Here is a 15,529-nt window from a genome sequence, read left to right as displayed (position 1 = left end):
CCATTTGGTGGGCATATGTGCCCACATGGCGAGAACTAGCTGATGGAGAGGGCAATACCGTCGAGTATGTCGTGCTCACTGACCGTGATCCCGGTGATCCCGGCGCGCTCGGCCAATTCCTCCGCCAGGATCTCGACGACCAAGGCCCCGCCACCGATGACGTCGGCCCGGCCGGGATGCATCGGCCCGAGCGCGGCGCGCTGATCGCGCGTCATGGTCAGCAGCGACCGGGCGGTTTCGGCCACCCGAGCACGCGAGAGCCACGAGAGGTGGATCGCGCCCGGATCGTATTCGGGCAACTCCTGAGCTATGGCGGACAGCGTGGTGACCGTGCCCGCCACCCCGACCCAGGTCCGCGCCCGGGAAGCGTCGACATCGGCGAGAGTCTCGTCCAGAACCCGGCGCGCGACCTTCTCCGCCTCCTGCCGCTCGTTCGAGTGAGGCGGGTCGCTGTGCAGGCAACGCTCCGTGAGTCGAACGGAGCCGATGTCCACCGATCGGGCAGCGAGGATGTCGGCGTGCGCCCCGTCCCAGTTTCCGAGAACGAGTTCGGTGGAGCCACCACCCACATCGGTGACGAGGAAGGGGCCCTGTGCCGGGTCGACGTCGCCGACCGCCCCGACGAAGGACAGGTGCGCCTCCTCCTCGCCGGTGATGACCTCCGCGTCCACACCGAGCGTGTCGCGCACCATCGCGAAGAAGTCCTCGCGGTTGGCGGCGTCCCGGGTGGCCGAGGTCGCGACCATCCGCGTGGATCGAGCACCTTCCCGGCGCGCGGTCTCGGCGTAGTCGGCGAGTGCCTCGCGGGTCCTGCGCAACGCCTCGTCGTCCAGGCGCCCGGTGGCGTCCACACCCTGACCGAGCCGCACGATGCGCATCTCGCGGTGGACGTCGTGCAACGTGCGGGCGCCGTCGTCGTGCACCGTCACGTCGGCAACCAGCAGCCGGATCGAGTTCGTCCCGCAGTCAATCGCCGCCACCCGTGGCATCAACGTCCTCCTCGCTGCCGTTTCCCGGATCACGGACACGCTAGCCGCCGTGCCCGGGGGATCCGGCGGGCGGCACGTAGTCGGGAGGCACGCGACACAGTTCGAGCGAGCCCGGCTCGGCCGGCTCGACGTACACCGTCTCGCCGGGCTCCGCCTCCTCCGGCGAGGTCGTCCCCGACTCGAGGGTGTCGCCGATCCCGGACGACCGTTCCGGGGTGACGAACGCCCCTTCGGCCAGCACCTCCGGTGCGCAGGGCGGCACCGACACCTCGGATGTCGAGGACGTGGGCGGTGCGCTGCCGGAGGACGAATCGCTGGGCGATGTGCTGCTGCCGGGCGGTGCGCCGGATGGTGCGCCTGTCTCCGGCGCAGTGCTCGACGGCGGCGGGTTACTCGACGACGGCACGCTGGTGTCGTTCGGCGGCACCGGTGTCCTCGACGGCACCGCGGGCGGCGAAGCATCGGAACCGGACTCACCGGCGGACGGCGTGGTACTCGGCGGGGCGCTGCTGCTCGGCGCCGACGATCCGGTCGGTGGCGGGCCGGTCGACGCCGGTGGTTTGGTCGATGGTTCCGGACCGCTCGGTGGTTCCGAGTTGCCCGATGGTTCCGGGCCGGCCGGGAGCTTCGGTGTGCTCGGCGGCATGGACGGGCTCGGGCTCGGTGGGGTTGACCCGGACGGAGCCGGAGCGCTCGGCGTGACCGGGCCGGGCATGGCCGGATCGGACGGCTTCGAGCCGTGCGCGGCCGAGCGCTGCGGTGTTGCCTGCGCAGCGGGCGTCCCGTTCGACGAGGAAGGCGCTGCAGGCAGCACGGGAGACGCAGTGGGCGGTACCGGAGTCGGCGGTGTCGAAGGCGGTTCCGGCAGCGGCGCAGCCGCCGCGGACGGCTCCGGGGATGCGGCAGACGACCCCGGTGAGGGCACGGGTTCCGGATCGAACGTCCGCACCGGCTCCCGTTCCGGCAGGCGATGTCCGGCCAGCACCTCGGTCCGGTCCACTTCCGGCGCGAGTGCGCCGGGGGACGGGGTCACCCCGGCCGCGTAGGCATCCGCCCAGATCAGCACCGTGCGCACGTAGCGATCGGAGTGGTTGTAGCGAAACACGGCCCCGGCACGGTCGGCCGGGTTCCGCAGGTTCACTCCGCCCGCGCAGAGATAGCGCCCCGCCGTCCGGATCGCGTCGTGCACGTTGTGCGGGTCTGCCTCGCCGTCGCCGTTGCCATCGACGCCGTACCGGGCCCAGGTGGACGGGATGAACTGCATCGCCCCCACCGCGCGATCCCACACCGGGTCCCCGTCGAGCATCCCGCCGTCGGTGTCCGGGATCGCCGCGACGTCGGGACCACCGGACAGGCGTGGCCCGAGAATCGCCGTCACCGTCGTGCCCCGGGCGTCGATCCGGCCGGAGCGGGCGTGTCCCGATTCGATCCGCCCGATCGAGGCGACCAGCGACCAGTGCAGCCTGCAGCCGGGATGGGTCGTCGAAAGGCGCTCCGCCGCGCTTTTGTAGGCCCGCAGCATGGGGCGCGGGATATCGAGCGAACCGGACGGCAACTCCCCGAGCACGTCGGCGCCGCCGGCCAGTTTCCGGGGCTTCGCGGCATCGCGAAGCAGTTCGGGACTGGGCGCCTCAGCACCCGGCAGCGTGCCGGTGGCACCGAGGTCCTCCGGGTCGAACTTCGAGGCGAGGGCATCGAGCGTGTTCGGGATCCGGGTGGCGAGGCTTTGCTGGGTCAGCGAGCCGTTCACCGTGCCAGCCGCACCGGCCAGGCTCACCGGCAGCCACAACGCGAGCGCCAGCATCGCCGCGCGCCGCAGCCGCCGTGCTTGCCTTCGTCCCGACACTGCCCCTCCCCCAGATCATCGGCGAACACCGGATGTATCCGGATTGCACCGCACTGCGAGTCGATTCGCCCGGTGAAGCCGCTCTCACGGCGCTTGCGGCAAGCGACCGGAACTCATCACTACTGTTCGGTAACCAGATGTCCTACGCTGCGGGCATGACGGTCACCGAGGATTCCCGCCACGCACCGGGCGACTCGCCCGAGACCGACCGGCACCCGGCACGGACGCACGAGGTGTTCAACCAGCCGCCACCGCTGGACGGTTTCGATCCGGTGGCCTGCGACCCGGCACTGCGGGAGGCCCTCGCCCACCACGGCGAGTCCGGGCATCTCCCGGCGCTGTCGGAACTCGGCAGACAGGCCGGGTCCGCGCAGGCACGCGAGCACGGCAGGCTGGCCAACGAGCACCCACCGGTGCTGCACAGCCACGACCGCTACGGCCACCGCATCGACGAGGTCGAGTTCCACCCCTCCTGGCACTGGCTCATGGAACGCGCGGTCGCCCACGGTCTGCACGCCGCACCGTGGGACCCCACCGCCGGGCCCGGAGCGCACGTGCGGCGCGCCGCCGGGTTCTACCTGTGGTCCCAGGCCGAGGCGGGGCACGCCTGCCCGATCTCGATGACCTTCGCCGCCGTACCGGCCCTGCGCAACAGCCCCGAACTCGCCGCGCACTACGAGCCGGGACTGCTGTCGGGAACCTACGACTTCGGGTTGCGCTCCCCCGCGGACAAAGCGGGACTGCTGGCGGGCATGTCGATGACCGAGAAGCAGGGCGGTTCCGACGTGCGCGCCAACAGCACCACGGGCGAACCTCTCGGCGACGGCAGTTACCGCATCACCGGCCACAAGTGGTTCACCTCGGCACCGATGAACGACCTGTTCCTGACGCTGGCGCAGACACCGGGGGGCTTGAGCTGCCTCGCGGTGCCGCGCGTGCTGCCCGACGGCACCCGCAACGAGATCCGGCTGCAGCGGCTCAAGGACAAGCTGGGCAACAGGTCCAACGCCTCGGCCGAGCTCGAATACACCGGGGCGATCGGGTGGCTGGTCGGCGAAGAGGGCCGCGGCGTGCGCAGCATCATCGAGATGGTGTCGATGACCCGGATGGACTGCGTGCTCGGCTCGTCGGCCAACCTGCGCATCGCCCTGTCCGAGGCCGCCCACCACGTGGGCCACCGCAGCGCCTTCGGCGAGGTGCTCGCCGACACCCCGCTGATGCAGGCGGTGCTCGCCGACCTCGCGCTGGAGTCCGAGGGCGCCACCGCCCTGGGAATGCGGCTGGCCGCCGCCGTGGACCGGGGGCAACGGGGCGAGACCGCCGAGCTGGAGCTGCTGCGCCTGGCGCTGCCCGCCGCGAAGTTCTCCGTCTGCAAGCGCACCCCGACCGCCATCGCCGAAGCGCTCGAGTGCCTCGGCGGTAACGGCTACGTCGAGGAGTCCGGCATGCCGCGGCTGTACCGGGAAGCGCCGCTGCTGTCGATCTGGGAGGGCTCGGGCAACGTCACCGCGCTGGACACGCTGCGGGCCGTCGACAAGCAGCCTTCCTCCGTGCAGGCCCTGTTCGCGGAGCTGGACAGCACTGCCGGGGCCGACGCCCGCTACGACCGGGCGGTGCGGGGCCTGCGCGAGGAGCTGTCGGCACCCCGGCCCGACCGGGCACGGAAACTGGCCGAGCTGCTCGCGCACACCCTGCAGGCGTCCCTGCTGCTGCGGCACGCACCGGGCGAGGTCGCCGACGGCTTCCTCGCGACACGGCTCGACTCCTCCGGGCACACCTTCGGCACCGCCCCGGACGGGGTCGACACCGCGGCACTGGTCCGGCGGGTGACACCCGGGGCGTGAACCGCCGTGCGCGGCTACGCGAGCCCGTCCGCGCCGCTCAGGCCTCGGCCTCGGGAGGTCGGCGGTGCTCGATGAGCTCCAACGCCTCGTCGCCGAAGGGATTGACGCCCGGCCCGGCCGCCAGTGCGTGCGCGACGTGTACGTGCAGGCACTTCACGCGGTCGGGCATTCCACCCGCGCTCACGTCGGTGCCGAGCGGCTCGATCGCATCCCGCTCTGCGAGGTAGGCCTCGTGCGCGCGGCGGTACCGCTCGGCCAGTTCCGGGTCCTCGGCGAGCCGGTCGGTCATCTCCCGCATGAGTCCCTCGGACTCCAACCTGGACACCAGCGCGACCAGGCGCGGCGACGTCAGGTAGTACAGCGTCGGGAACGGGGTGCCGTCCTCCAGCTTCGGGTTGGTCTGCACCACGGTCGGTTCCCCGGCCGCGTCGCGGGCCGCGACCGCGCGCAGTCCCCGCGGCGGCCGCCCCAGCTGGCGCTCGATCACAGCCCGGTCGGCCTCGCCAACCGTGCACGCGTCACTGGACACCGTCACGACCCCTTCCCGATCAGGGACTGCCAGAGCTGCTGATACCAGGGTTTCTCCACGGTTTCCGGTGCGGACTTCGAATTCTGCCGCTCCTGCTGCTCGGGCAGGTGCACCTTGTACGGCGTCTCCCCCGGGCGCACGTACCCCAGACGCTTGCGGGCCTCCGCCTCGATCCGCGCCGGGTCGGAGAGCCGCTGCTTGCGCTCGACCAGCTCCCGCACATCGCGGGAGAGCTCGGCCTGCTGCTGTTGCCGCATGGCCAACTCCTCCTGCTGGCTGAGATAGGTCCGCAACGGCACCGACACGCTCAACGCCATCGCGCACACCACGAGCGCCAGCACCGCCGCACGGCGTGTCGACGACAGCTTGAACGCGCCGCCGGTGCCGGGCAGGGAGCGCGGCCGGGCGGAACCCTGCCCGCCCGGCCGCTTGCCCCTTCCCCGTGCGGCGCCGGCGCGGCGGCGCCGATCACCGGAGCGCCCGCTGGGCATGGTTTCAGGCCTCCGACGTGAACCTCGGGAACGCCAGCTCCCCCGCGTAGCGGGCCGCGTCACCGAGGGTTTCCTCGATGCGCAGCAGCTGGTTGTACTTGGCGACCCGCTCGCTGCGGGCCGGAGCACCGGTCTTGATCTGGCCGCAGCTGGTGGCCACCGCCAGGTCGGCGATCGTGGTGTCCTCGGTTTCCCCGGAACGGTGACTCATCATACTGCGGTAACCGCAGGAGGTGGCCAGGCTCACCGCATCCAGGGTCTCCGACAGCGTGCCGATCTGGTTGACCTTGACCAGCAGGGCGTTTCCGGCACGGCGGTTGATGCCCTCTTCGAGCCGGTCCGGGTTGGTCACGAACAGGTCGTCACCGACCAGCTGCACCCGCTCGCCGAGCTCGGAGGTCATCCGCACCCAGCCGTCCCAGTCGTTCTCGGACAGCGGGTCCTCCAAGGACACCAGCGGGTAGGAGTCGAGCAGTTCCGTGTAGTAGCCCACCATCTGCTCGGCACTGCGCTTGGACTTCTCGAAGTGGTAGGCACCGTCGGAGTAGAACTCGGTCGCGGCCGCGTCCAGGGCGAAGACGATGTCGCGCCCCAGCTTGAAGCCGGCCTTGTCGATCGCCGTGGAGATCAGGTCCAGCGCTTCCCGGTTGTTCGGCAGATCGGGGGCGAAGCCGCCCTCGTCGCCGAGCCCGGTCGGCAGTCCCTTCGACTTCAGCACCGACTTGAGGGCCTGGTAGGTCTCCGCACCCCAGCGCAGCGCGTCGGAGAAGGAGTCGGCACCCACCGGGGCGATCATGAACTCCTGGATGTCCACACCGGTGTCGGCGTGGGCACCACCGTTGAGGATGTTCATCATCGGCACCGGCAGCACGTGCGCGTTCGGCCCGCCCACGTAGCGGAACAGCTCCAGACCGGTCGATTCGGCAGCGGCCTTGGCCACCGCCAGGGAGACACCGAGGACGGCGTTCGCGCCGAGCCGGGACTTGTCCGGGGTGCCGTCGAGATCGACGAGTTTCTGATCCACCACGCGCTGCTCGATCGCCTCGACACCGGTCAGCTCGGGGCCGATCTCGTCCAGGACTCCCGCGACGGCCTTCTCCACGCCCTTACCGCCGTAGCGGCCGGCATCACCGTCGCGCAGTTCGACGGCCTCGTGCTCGCCGGTCGAGGCGCCCGAAGGAACCGCGGCGCGGGTCAGCGTGCCATCGTCCAATGCCACCTCGACTTCGACGGTGGGGTTGCCGCGCGAGTCCAGCACCTCGCGCGCGCCGACCTGCTCGATGATCGCCACGTGTGCTCCTAACCAGCGTTTGAACTACGGGCGCGGCAACCGTCCCGACTGCCCGGCAGGCGGGAACGGGTAAAGCGGGTCGCACGCCCGACGACAGTCTCCGAGCCTAACGGGAGGCCGGCATCGCGCGCGCCGGGCTCACCGGAGATTTTCCGTGGTCCTCATCTCCCGAGCACTGCGCGCCACGCCGCACACGGGTCCGCGAACCACCCGGTTGCCGGTGGAGAAACGCCGCGGCGGAACGTAACGTTGGGGTGACCATGACCACTGAAGGCACCGTGGAAGCGTTCCGCAAAGCGGAATCGTTGGTAGCACAGCGGCGACCACTGGAAGCTCTTCAAATCCTGGAGCCGGTGCTCGACATCGCCTCCGACAAGCCGAGCGTCCAGTTGCTCGCGGGCCGGGCATACCTGTTCTCGGCCCAGTTCCAGCGGGCCGAACTCGCGTTCCTCCGAGTGATCGAACTCGACCCGTCCGATCACTACGCGCGCCTGGTGCTGGGGCGCACCCTGCAGCGGCAGGGAAGGCTCAGCGAGGCGCAGACGCAGGTGCGGCTCGCCGCGACGATGTATCCCGACCCCGCGTACCAGGAGGCACTCGGGGAGATCAACGCCCACCTGGCAGTGGCCAACGCCCACGAGTGAGCCGACAGCGTGGTTCCGCCACCGGCACCGCTTCCGCAAGCCAACCCGCACACCCCCTTACCGGCGGCGGTTGCCGGCTCGGGCGTAACTCTCGGCCAGCGCGTACACCTTCTGCGCGTACTCCACGGAGTTGTTGTAGGACATCACTCCGGACCACCAGCCCTGTCCGGTGCTCATGTCGCGCTCGCCCGCGCACAGGTAACGGGCGGCGGCCGTGGCGGCATCGTCCAGGTTCTGCGGGTCGCCCACCCCGTCCCCGTTGCCGTCGGTGGCCCACTTGTCCCAGGTCGACGGGATGAACTGCATCGGGCCCACGGCACGGTCGTAGACCGGGTCGCCGTCGAGCGCACCGTCGTCGGTGTCCCGGATGGCGCGCACATTCGGCCCGCCGTCCAGGGGGATCCCGATGATCGGCCGGGACGGGACGGCGTCCTCCCCCAACGTCCTGCCCCCGTAGCGACCGTGATCCGATTCGACCCGGCCGATCCCGGCCAACGTCGCCCAGGAGATCCGGCAGTCCGGCTGGTGCTCGCTCAGGGCCAGATCGGCATGCACGTAGGACACGAGAGCCCGCGCGGGGATGTCCACCACCGAGGCCACCTTGTTGGCCCACTCCCGGACCGGGCCGATCCCGACGTCGTCCTGCTGCTGCGGTTCGGGAGCGGGAACGGGTTTCTGCACGGGTGGCGCGGCGGAACCGGGTTGCACCGGGGCGGGCTCGAGTGCCTGCTTGGCAGGTGGACCGGCAACCGGAGCCGCGTCCGGACGCCCGAGCACGGAAACGGCCCCGGCCGCGGCGACCATCGTCGCCAGCAGGCTCACGGCGATCCCGAGACGTCCCAGGGCAGCCAGCACTGCGGTGAGGCGCGGGGGGAGCTGCTTCGGCGTGTTCCGTGCGGCCGGCTCGGTCGGCGGGGCGGATTCCGTCGGGGTGGACTCCGTCGGCGTGTGCTGCGTCACCCGAACAGGTTACGTGTTCGTCCCGCTGGTGCCGAAGAGTCACGGATCACCGCTCGGTCACGCACCTGCTGCCCGGCGGGTCACCGCTTGGCGGACAGCCGGTGGCTCTTGCGACCGTAGTGGTCGGCGCGGTCGAGAACGTCCTGGCCGTAGCTGCGACTCGCGTTGTAGGTCAGCAGCGCGTCCCAGAACCGGTCGGCATCGCGGAGATGTCCCCCCGAGGCGCACAGGTAATCCCCGGCGGCCATCGCCGCGTCGTCGATGTCGTCGGGGTCGGCGACCCCGTCGCCATCGGCGTCGACGCCCCACTTCTCCCAGGTCGTCGGGATGAACTGCAGGGGCCCGACAGCTCGATCGTAGGTCGTGTCCCCGTCGAGGGTGCCGTTGTCGGTGTCCCGGATGAGCTTCACACCGTCCCGGCCGTCCAGGGGCAGTCCCCGAATCGGAGTGCTGGGCCGTCCCGTCCGGTCGAGTTCGGCACCGCCGTAGCGGCCGTGCCGGGATTCGACGGCACCGATCCCGGCCAGGACCGACCAGCTCAGGCCGCAGTCCGGACGGGTGGTCTCCAGGACGCTCGCGGCGTATCCGTAGGCCTCCAACGCGGGTTCCGGGATGTCGAGCTCCTCGGAGAGCGGAGCGGCCCACCCTTCCAGCTGTCGCTGCGGCCTGCCCTCGGGGCTGTCCTCCGCCTGCTCGGGTGGGAACACCCGGATGTTCGGCGGCTCGGCGCCGGGATCCGGCGGAGCCGCCGCCGTCGGGAGGTCGGCCGGGACGCCCGACGGGGATTCGTCGACCGGCCCGGTGACAGCACTCCACACCACGAGCACCAGTACGACCAGAGCCACCAGGCCCAGTACCGGCCCCGGCCGAAGCCCCGGCCCTGCCGGTTGCTGTGACACGAGCATCCCCCGTTCCCGAAACCCTCGATACCGCCCAGTGTGCCCGCATCCTCGTCGTGCTGCGGTCGAGCGGGCGGTATTCACCCACGCGCACGCGCCACACCCGGCGGCACTGTCGAGTACCGGTGCATACCGGGAGATCAGTGTGGATCACGCATCGGAAGCGACCTCCGGCGGGACGCCCGAATCGACCGATTCGCCGCCGGATCCGTCCCAGAACCGGCGCCACTCGTCCTCCGACAGCTTCGAGGGATTCCGGCCCGCTCGCCGCGCCCGGGACTCGGCCGAGCGCACCCGCTCGGCGAAGCGCAGCGCCACGGCACGCAGCGCGTCCTCGGGATCCTGCCCGGCCAGCTTCGCCCGGGCTGCGGTGGAGAACAGCTCGCCACCCGTGTCCTCGCGCCGCGGCAGCAGGTCGGCGGGCACTCCTGCGCGCCCGGCTCGCTGGGCGAGCTTGGCGGCCAGTGCCACGGCGGGTTGCCCCAGGGCGACACCATCCACACTGGATTCGCGGCGTTTCTGCTGCTGCTTGAGCTCCTCCCAACGCAGGTGCTGCGACTCGGCATCGTGGATGGCCTCCGCGTCGGCGAACACGTTGGGATGCCGCGAAACGAGCTTGCTGACCAGCTCCGCGGCCACCTCGTCCACAGTGAACGGGTCCGCCTCGTCCTCGGTGGCGACCCGCGCGTGGAAGAGCACCTGCAGCAGCACGTCACCCAACTCCTCCCGCAGCGCCGTGCGGTCACGGCGCTCCAGGGCGTCCAGCAACTCGTAGGTCTCCTCCACGAGATACTGGCGCAGCGAATCGTGCGTCTGCTCGGCGTCCCACGGGCACCCTCCCGGGGAACGCAACCGGTCCATCACCGTGACCGCATCCAGCAGTTCCACCCCGGTCGGGGCGGCGGAGCCGACCCACTGCGCCCCGGCATCGTGCAGGGAGGCGACCTCGGCGACACCGGGATCGGAGGTCACCAGCACGACCGGTTCACGAGCGGCCTGTGCCAGCAGGTCCGCCCGCGGCGGGGGCTCGGGTGCGCCGAGAGCGGCACGCGTCTCCGCTGCCAGCCCCGCATCGGCGTAGACGGCAGCGGCGGTGCGCAGCACCGGCACGGCCGCTGCCGGGACGACCTCACCAAGCCGGTCGTCGACGAGGACGACAGCACACCCCTCGACGATCGGCTCGTTCACAGCACTCATACCGCGATTGTTTCAAGGCACCCGCAGTGTGCCTCGGCAGCGGGTCGGTACCGGTCCCGAACCGACCCGGGCACTCGTGCCGCTCAGGCCGGTCGGGCGTGCCCGGCCAGCCTGAAGCCGGTCTTCTGCCCCTCCTCGGGCGCGGGGCTGAGCATGATCGGGTCCCAGGCACCGTAGCGGGGGCTGAGCTGCACGCCGGCACGCTCGGCCGTGAGCCCGAGCAGCCGCGTCCCGAAGGCCTGCAGGGTCTGCTCGTCGACCTTCCCCGTCGGCACCGGATCGGCGTTCGCGTTGCGCTCGGTGACGCGGGCGATCAGCCACGTACCCGCACGCTGATTCGGCCCCTTGAAGGCCAGCACCGTTCCCGGGCTCGCACCGAACAGGGGGGTGCCGACCGCGAGCGAGGCATTGCGCGCCGCACGCACCTGCTTACCGGATTCGGCCGGGATCCCCGCTGCGCGGTCGTCCGCGATGAGCGCGGCGGCCTGCTGCGGCCCCTGTGCCATGCGCTCGGCCTTGGCGCGGGCTTCCTTGCGGGTGGTGGCCTGGGTGTAGTCGAACGTGACCGAGGTCCTGCCGAGGTATCGGCGGCCGAGTTCGGTCATCAGCAGCTGCGAGCGCACCACCTCGCGATAGTTCCGCGCGGTGAAGATCGTGCCCTTGGTGGCGGCCTGCGCCCCGCCGGCACGTTCGATACGTTCGGTGATCTCCTGCTCGGAGACCTGCAGTTCTTCCCGGTGCGCGGCCTGCCTGGCCAGTTCCTCCCGGACGGCGAACCCGGCGATGCGCCGGGCGAGATCGTCCATCCGGCCCTGCTGCCGGAGTTGCTCGGTCAGGCCGGATTCCTTGTCCAGCACGGCATTGAATCGGGATTCCACAGCGGTCAGTGGGATCGCCCGGTCACCGACGATGGCGGCCGTGCCGACCTTGCCCGGGCTCGAACCGCAACCGGCGAGCAGCAGGCAGGCGGCGAGCACGGAAACGACCACACGCGTGAGGCGGAGGATGACGGAACTCACAGCCGCAACCTTCTCATGAAGCAGCGCCGTGTGGGAGCACTTTCACGCACCGAGCCACCGAAGGCGGCTCGCCGGTCGCCACGTGCACCGGCCGCGTGCTCGGGCGGGGTGCCCCCGAGAAAGCGGGAACGCATGTCACCTGCCCGGAAATTCGGACAAAATTCCCCGCTCGGGGTGATCCACACGCATGCGCACACGGCTACCGTGATCTTGATCACCATTCCGGTGATCATGCTGTGCGATCACGACCGGAGGAACCATGCGTCGCTTCGCCGCTCGACTCACCCGGATCACCGCCCTCGTCACGGTGGCTGTCGCTTCCGCACTCACCCCCACCTCGGCCTCGGCCGATCCCGGCCACGAACCCGTGGTCTTCGTGCACGGATGGATGGGGGCGGACTGGAACTGGACGTACTTCGTCGACTCGTTCGGCTCCGACGGCTGGAGCGACGAGGATCTGCACGTGTGGTACTACGACTGGAGTCAGTCCAATGTGGCCACGGCCGAACAACTCGCGAGCGAGGTCGACCGGGTGCTCGAAACCACCGGCGCGGACCGGGTCGATCTCATTACTCACTCCATGGGCGGGCTGTCCTCACGCCACTTTCTGAAGTTCCTCGGCGGCACCGCACAGGTCGACGACTGGGTCAGTATCGGCGGCCCCAACCACGGCACCAACGCCGCCTATGCGTGCTGGACAACCTCGTGCCAGGAGATGCGCTACGGTTCCGGATTCCTCACCGACCTCAATGCCGGCGACGAGACACCCGGTGAGGTCGACTACGCAACGTTGCGATCACCGTGCGACGAGGTGATCAACCCGGACAGCAGCACCGCCCTGGCCGGGGCGCGCAATGCACAGGTCTCCTGCATCGGGCACATCTCGTTGCTCTCCTCCGACGAGGTCTACGAAAGCGTGCGGGACTTCATCGCCTGACCTCACCGACCGTCCTGCGCGCGCACGGCGCCGCTCACCCCGCGCGGCCGAGCTCGCGCAGCTCTCGCAGGACGTTCTCCCGGGTTGCGGGGAGCACGTGACGGCGGAGAGCGGATCCTTCGCCGGGGCGTTTGAGCACGGTCAGCAGTGCTCCCCGCGCACCCGCGTAGTAGTTCAGCGGGTGCTCGCAGGCCCGCTCGGATCCTCCGGCCGTGCGGGTGGACCGACCGATCTGCATGACGAAATCCAGCGGCCCGGTCGTCAATTCCTCGAGGCGATCGTGGTTGCGCTGCACCGCGTCCTGCGCGGGGTCCGGCCGGCCCTCCTCCCGCGCCGGCTGTGCCCGGAGCTCCGCGGGGCCGTCGGGAACGTGGCGCGGTGGGCGTTCGGGGGCCACGACCATGGCGGCATCGTCGATCGGTGCGGTGGCGGGCAGCAGGCTCACCACGGTCGGCAGCATCGTCTCCGGGGAGAGGGGTTCGAGCACGAGCTGCTCGCCCTCCCAGGCGGCCAGGACCGCGCACCCCTCGGACTCGGCGATGTGGAAACCACCCTGCGTGACCCCGTCCCCCTCGCGGATCGCGTACCGGCCGTAGAGGCGGCGGTGCGAGTTGTGCAGCAGGCGGATCGCCTCGCGCAGCGGCCGCACCGGTGTGTCCACCACCGCCAGGCCGCGCTCGCGCAAATCGGCGAGGACCTCGGTGATGATCCGGATGCGTTCCCGGTTCGTACGCCCCGGCGAGAGCCCTTCCAGGCCGGCCGGTTTCGGTGCGCTCTCGCCGCACTCGCCGTGATGCAGCACGTCGTAGCAGGTGTAGCTCATCACGATCGGACGTTCGATGATCCGCTCGACGCGGTCGCCCATCACTGCGGGCCTTCGCGCTCGGAAGGCAGCGCGCCGAGCACGGGCGGGGCGGTCCGCTCGTCGGTGCCGAACAGTTCGTCCGGGCTCTCCTCGGCCGTCAGCCACTCGGGGCGCTCGTGCTGCTCGTCGTCACTTTCCTGACCTCGGGCGCCCGTTCCGGCCGCCATCGGGGCGCCCGCGGCGGTGCGCGCGGCGCCGGAGGACGCGGTGGTGCCCGCGCTACCGGTGGTGGGGGCCACCCCGCTGCGCCCGCCGACACCGGGGGCACCGGATCCGCCGCGCCCGGTGGATCCGCCGGGTCCCGATCCGGTGCCCTTGCCGGTGCCCGATCCGGTGCCGAGGAGGCCGCGTCCGCTGATGCCGCCGCGCCCACCGACCCGTTCACCGAGTACGCCACCGCCGAGCACGGCACCGCCACCGGCGGCGAGGCCGGCCGCACCGGCCACCATGCCCGCACCGGAGAGGTCGTGGCTGGTGCCGAACTCGAATCCGCCACCACCGGGCTGCCCGCCGTCGTCGCCATACCAGGCCGATCCGGTGCCCGAGGGGGCACCGCTGCCGGACCCACCACCCGGATACCCCGGCGCACCGGTGCGCACGCCGCCACCGGTGTGGCCGTCCCCGCGCGATCCCGAAGTGTTCCTATCGGACGCGCCGGAACCGGCGGAGTACGTCGATGCCGTTCCGGCCCCGCCCGGATTCGTGCGGTGCGCTCCGGCTGGGCCGGCCGACTCCGGCTGCGTGGTGGTCACATTCCGGTTGGCCTCACCCGAGGTGCCGTCGAAGCAGGGCACGCTGCCGGAGTTGTTGCCGGTCTGCGAGCCGTAGCTCTGCAGCGCGGCCTGGTTGGCCTGCTGCTCGGCGGTATAGCTCTGGACTTCCCGGTAGTGGTCGACCGCGCCCATCCCACCCGCGAGCGGGTTCATCGTCGGCGGATCGGCGGGCACGTCGGTGATGTTCTTCTTCGCCTCGTTGAACCCGAAGCTCTGTGCTTCCAGCGCGGCTCCGGCCTGCTTCGCGCAGGCGCTCGCGGTGTCGGCCGCGTCGCGCAGCGGTCGGGCCGCGTGCTGGGCGGCGGTCGCGGCCTCGCCGTCCCAGGAGGTGTGCAGCTTGCCCATCGCGGAGTTCACCGCGTCACCGACCTCGGTGTGCTTGTCGGACACCCGGTGCCAGCCGTCCACCGCATCGTCGAGACTGCCGGTGCCGGGACCGTGGTGGAACCAGACGTAGATCCGGTGGCCGTTGACGCCTTCCGGGCGGATGTCGGGCGTCAGCTGATCGTGCACCCAGCTCGCGGCATCCTGGAAACCCTCGACGGTCGCCGAGGCCGCGCTCTGCACCCCGTCGACGACGGCGCCGCCGACCTCCTGGATGTAGTCCAGGCCCCAGCCCATCACGCACCTGCCTTCAACGTCTGCACGACCTCGGTCGCCACCGCACGCGCCCGCCCGCACGGATCGCCCTGGTAGGGGGAGCCATTGCCGAGATTCACCTGTGTCAGGACCGACAGAGCATCGGTCACACCGACCTCGACCTCACATGCCGCTTCTTCTTCAGGCGTACCACCGGCGGTACTTCCGGCCGCGACAGCCGGATAGCCCTCGATCGGCTTCAGCTCGCGGAAGTACTCGAAGACGCCCTTGCCCCGCTTGGAATAGGTACCTTTCAAACCGTGCCCGTTGACCATGAAGGTGACAGCGGTTCTGGAGACCGTGTAGTCCGGTGGCCCTCCCATGTAGCCCCAATCGCAGCTCGGCCCTCCAGTGGAGTCCAAGTCCGCTTCCGGCTTCCACTGTGTCATTTCGAGAGCGCTGATCTGCTCGGGTTTCAGCACGCTGCACGGTTCTCGGTGGAACGCCGTGGTGTCCAACGAGTTCTGCACCTTCGGTGCACCGTGCAGGTCCTGGGATGGTCGGCTCGTCGACTGCGGCTCACCCGAGGTTTCCTGCGCCCCGCAGCCGGCGAGCAGAGCAGCGGCGGACAACGCGACGGCCGCACGACCGGTTCTGCTCAGCAAT

At 70.8% G+C, this 15,529-nt stretch carries 15 protein-coding genes; 3 read left to right on the top strand and 12 right to left on the bottom strand.

Annotated elements, in window-relative coordinates:
* Nucleotides 1-35: 35 nt before the first annotated feature.
* Nucleotides 36-989 carry a Ppx/GppA phosphatase family protein gene (locus DFQ14_RS17760; RefSeq protein ID WP_114454441.1) on the bottom strand — a complete coding sequence of 318 codons (954 nt, stop codon included), beginning with the start codon at nucleotides 987-989 and terminating at the stop codon, nucleotides 36-38.
* Nucleotides 990-1,029: 40 nt separating this feature from the next.
* Entirely contained in the window at nucleotides 1,030-2,835 is a 1,806-nt protein-coding gene (locus tag DFQ14_RS17755; RefSeq protein ID WP_141921396.1) for a lytic transglycosylase domain-containing protein, read from the bottom strand.
* A 155-nt stretch (nucleotides 2,836-2,990) separates the two neighbouring features.
* Here DFQ14_RS17755 and DFQ14_RS17750 point away from each other — a divergent pair, with 155 nt between their 5' ends.
* A complete protein-coding gene (locus DFQ14_RS17750; RefSeq protein WP_114454518.1) occupies nucleotides 2,991-4,679 on the top strand; it encodes an isovaleryl-CoA dehydrogenase in 1,689 nt (562 codons plus the stop codon).
* 37 nt (nucleotides 4,680-4,716) lie between these two features.
* Here the strand turns inward: DFQ14_RS17750 and DFQ14_RS17745 are convergent, their stop codons facing one another.
* Genes DFQ14_RS17745 through eno form a run of 3 tightly spaced genes read right to left on the bottom strand, consistent with a single transcriptional unit; the run spans nucleotide 4,717 to nucleotide 6,990 of the window.
* Nucleotides 4,717-5,214 carry a DUF501 domain-containing protein gene (locus DFQ14_RS17745; protein ID WP_420810193.1) on the bottom strand — a complete coding sequence of 166 codons (498 nt, stop codon included), beginning with the start codon at nucleotides 5,212-5,214 and terminating at the stop codon, nucleotides 4,717-4,719.
* Nucleotides 5,211-5,699 carry an FtsB family cell division protein gene (locus DFQ14_RS17740; RefSeq protein ID WP_114454439.1) on the bottom strand — a complete coding sequence of 163 codons (489 nt, stop codon included), beginning with the start codon at nucleotides 5,697-5,699 and terminating at the stop codon, nucleotides 5,211-5,213. Before DFQ14_RS17740 ends, DFQ14_RS17745 begins: the two co-directional genes overlap by 4 nt.
* Before the next feature lie 4 nt (nucleotides 5,700-5,703).
* Nucleotides 5,704-6,990 carry a phosphopyruvate hydratase gene (gene eno, locus DFQ14_RS17735; RefSeq protein WP_114454438.1) on the bottom strand — a complete coding sequence of 429 codons (1,287 nt, stop codon included), beginning with the start codon at nucleotides 6,988-6,990 and terminating at the stop codon, nucleotides 5,704-5,706.
* Between the two features lie 260 nt (nucleotides 6,991-7,250).
* On the opposite strand from eno, the gene DFQ14_RS17730 reads away from it, so the two are divergent.
* The gene (locus DFQ14_RS17730; RefSeq protein ID WP_114454516.1) at nucleotides 7,251-7,634 is read left to right on the top strand and encodes a tetratricopeptide repeat protein; all 384 of its coding nucleotides are present in this window, start codon (nucleotides 7,251-7,253) and stop codon (nucleotides 7,632-7,634) included.
* A 57-nt stretch (nucleotides 7,635-7,691) separates the two neighbouring features.
* Here the strand turns inward: DFQ14_RS17730 and DFQ14_RS17725 are convergent, their stop codons facing one another.
* The 4 genes from DFQ14_RS17725 to DFQ14_RS17710 form a co-directional block, all read right to left on the bottom strand.
* On the bottom strand, nucleotides 7,692-8,594 hold the full coding sequence (locus DFQ14_RS17725) for a lytic transglycosylase domain-containing protein (RefSeq protein ID WP_420810192.1): 903 nt from the start codon (nucleotides 8,592-8,594) through the stop codon (nucleotides 7,692-7,694).
* 80 nt (nucleotides 8,595-8,674) lie between these two features.
* Nucleotides 8,675-9,499 carry a lytic murein transglycosylase gene (locus DFQ14_RS17720; RefSeq protein WP_114454437.1) on the bottom strand — a complete coding sequence of 275 codons (825 nt, stop codon included), beginning with the start codon at nucleotides 9,497-9,499 and terminating at the stop codon, nucleotides 8,675-8,677.
* A 144-nt stretch (nucleotides 9,500-9,643) separates the two neighbouring features.
* Entirely contained in the window at nucleotides 9,644-10,690 is a 1,047-nt protein-coding gene (locus DFQ14_RS17715) for a nucleoside triphosphate pyrophosphohydrolase (protein ID WP_114454436.1), read from the bottom strand.
* Nucleotides 10,691-10,773: 83 nt separating this feature from the next.
* The gene (locus DFQ14_RS17710) at nucleotides 10,774-11,709 is read right to left on the bottom strand and encodes a SurA N-terminal domain-containing protein (RefSeq protein WP_246195812.1); all 936 of its coding nucleotides are present in this window, start codon (nucleotides 11,707-11,709) and stop codon (nucleotides 10,774-10,776) included.
* A 259-nt stretch (nucleotides 11,710-11,968) separates the two neighbouring features.
* Here DFQ14_RS17710 and DFQ14_RS17705 point away from each other — a divergent pair, with 259 nt between their 5' ends.
* Nucleotides 11,969-12,646 carry an esterase/lipase family protein gene (locus tag DFQ14_RS17705; RefSeq protein ID WP_114454435.1) on the top strand — a complete coding sequence of 226 codons (678 nt, stop codon included), beginning with the start codon at nucleotides 11,969-11,971 and terminating at the stop codon, nucleotides 12,644-12,646.
* A 34-nt stretch (nucleotides 12,647-12,680) separates the two neighbouring features.
* Here the strand turns inward: DFQ14_RS17705 and DFQ14_RS17700 are convergent, their stop codons facing one another.
* Genes DFQ14_RS17700 through DFQ14_RS17690 form a run of 3 tightly spaced genes read right to left on the bottom strand, consistent with a single transcriptional unit; the run spans nucleotide 12,681 to nucleotide 15,528 of the window.
* Nucleotides 12,681-13,511 carry an ESX secretion-associated protein EspG gene (locus DFQ14_RS17700; RefSeq protein WP_114454434.1) on the bottom strand — a complete coding sequence of 277 codons (831 nt, stop codon included), beginning with the start codon at nucleotides 13,509-13,511 and terminating at the stop codon, nucleotides 12,681-12,683.
* A complete protein-coding gene (locus DFQ14_RS17695; protein ID WP_114454433.1) occupies nucleotides 13,511-14,905 on the bottom strand; it encodes a PPE domain-containing protein in 1,395 nt (464 codons plus the stop codon). The genes DFQ14_RS17700 and DFQ14_RS17695 overlap by 1 nt, the downstream gene beginning before the upstream one ends.
* Nucleotides 14,905-15,528, bottom strand: coding sequence for a DUF3558 domain-containing protein (locus DFQ14_RS17690; protein ID WP_257233753.1), 624 nt, complete (start codon nucleotides 15,526-15,528; stop codon nucleotides 14,905-14,907). The genes DFQ14_RS17695 and DFQ14_RS17690 overlap by 1 nt, the downstream gene beginning before the upstream one ends.
* Nucleotide 15,529: the final 1 nt, after the last annotated feature.

It is taken from the genome of Halopolyspora algeriensis, from assembly GCF_003337235.1.
In the GTDB taxonomy this organism is placed as follows: domain Bacteria; phylum Actinomycetota; class Actinomycetes; order Mycobacteriales; family Pseudonocardiaceae; genus Haloactinomyces; species Haloactinomyces algeriensis.
The sequence above is the reverse complement of the archived record's forward strand: the minus strand, read 5'-3'. Positions and strand labels throughout refer to the sequence as shown.

What these genes read in the sequence shown, in the direction of transcription:
- DFQ14_RS17740 (WP_114454439.1), bottom strand. Translation starts at nt 5,699, where the DNA reads ATGCCCAGCGGGCGCTCCGGTGATCGGCGCCGCCGCGCCGGCGCCGCA.
- DFQ14_RS17705 (WP_114454435.1), top strand. Translation starts at nt 11,969, where the DNA reads ATGCGTCGCTTCGCCGCTCGACTCACCCGGATCACCGCCCTCGTCACG.
- DFQ14_RS17730 (WP_114454516.1), top strand. Translation starts at nt 7,251, where the DNA reads ATGACCACTGAAGGCACCGTGGAAGCGTTCCGCAAAGCGGAATCGTTG.
- DFQ14_RS17715 (WP_114454436.1), bottom strand. Translation starts at nt 10,690, where the DNA reads ATGAGTGCTGTGAACGAGCCGATCGTCGAGGGGTGTGCTGTCGTCCTC.
- DFQ14_RS17700 (WP_114454434.1), bottom strand. Translation starts at nt 13,511, where the DNA reads ATGGGCGACCGCGTCGAGCGGATCATCGAACGTCCGATCGTGATGAGC.
- DFQ14_RS17720 (WP_114454437.1), bottom strand. Translation starts at nt 9,499, where the DNA reads ATGCTCGTGTCACAGCAACCGGCAGGGCCGGGGCTTCGGCCGGGGCCG.
- DFQ14_RS17695 (WP_114454433.1), bottom strand. Translation starts at nt 14,905, where the DNA reads ATGGGCTGGGGCCTGGACTACATCCAGGAGGTCGGCGGCGCCGTCGTC.
- DFQ14_RS17750 (WP_114454518.1), top strand. Translation starts at nt 2,991, where the DNA reads ATGACGGTCACCGAGGATTCCCGCCACGCACCGGGCGACTCGCCCGAG.
- DFQ14_RS17760 (WP_114454441.1), bottom strand. Translation starts at nt 989, where the DNA reads ATGCCACGGGTGGCGGCGATTGACTGCGGGACGAACTCGATCCGGCTG.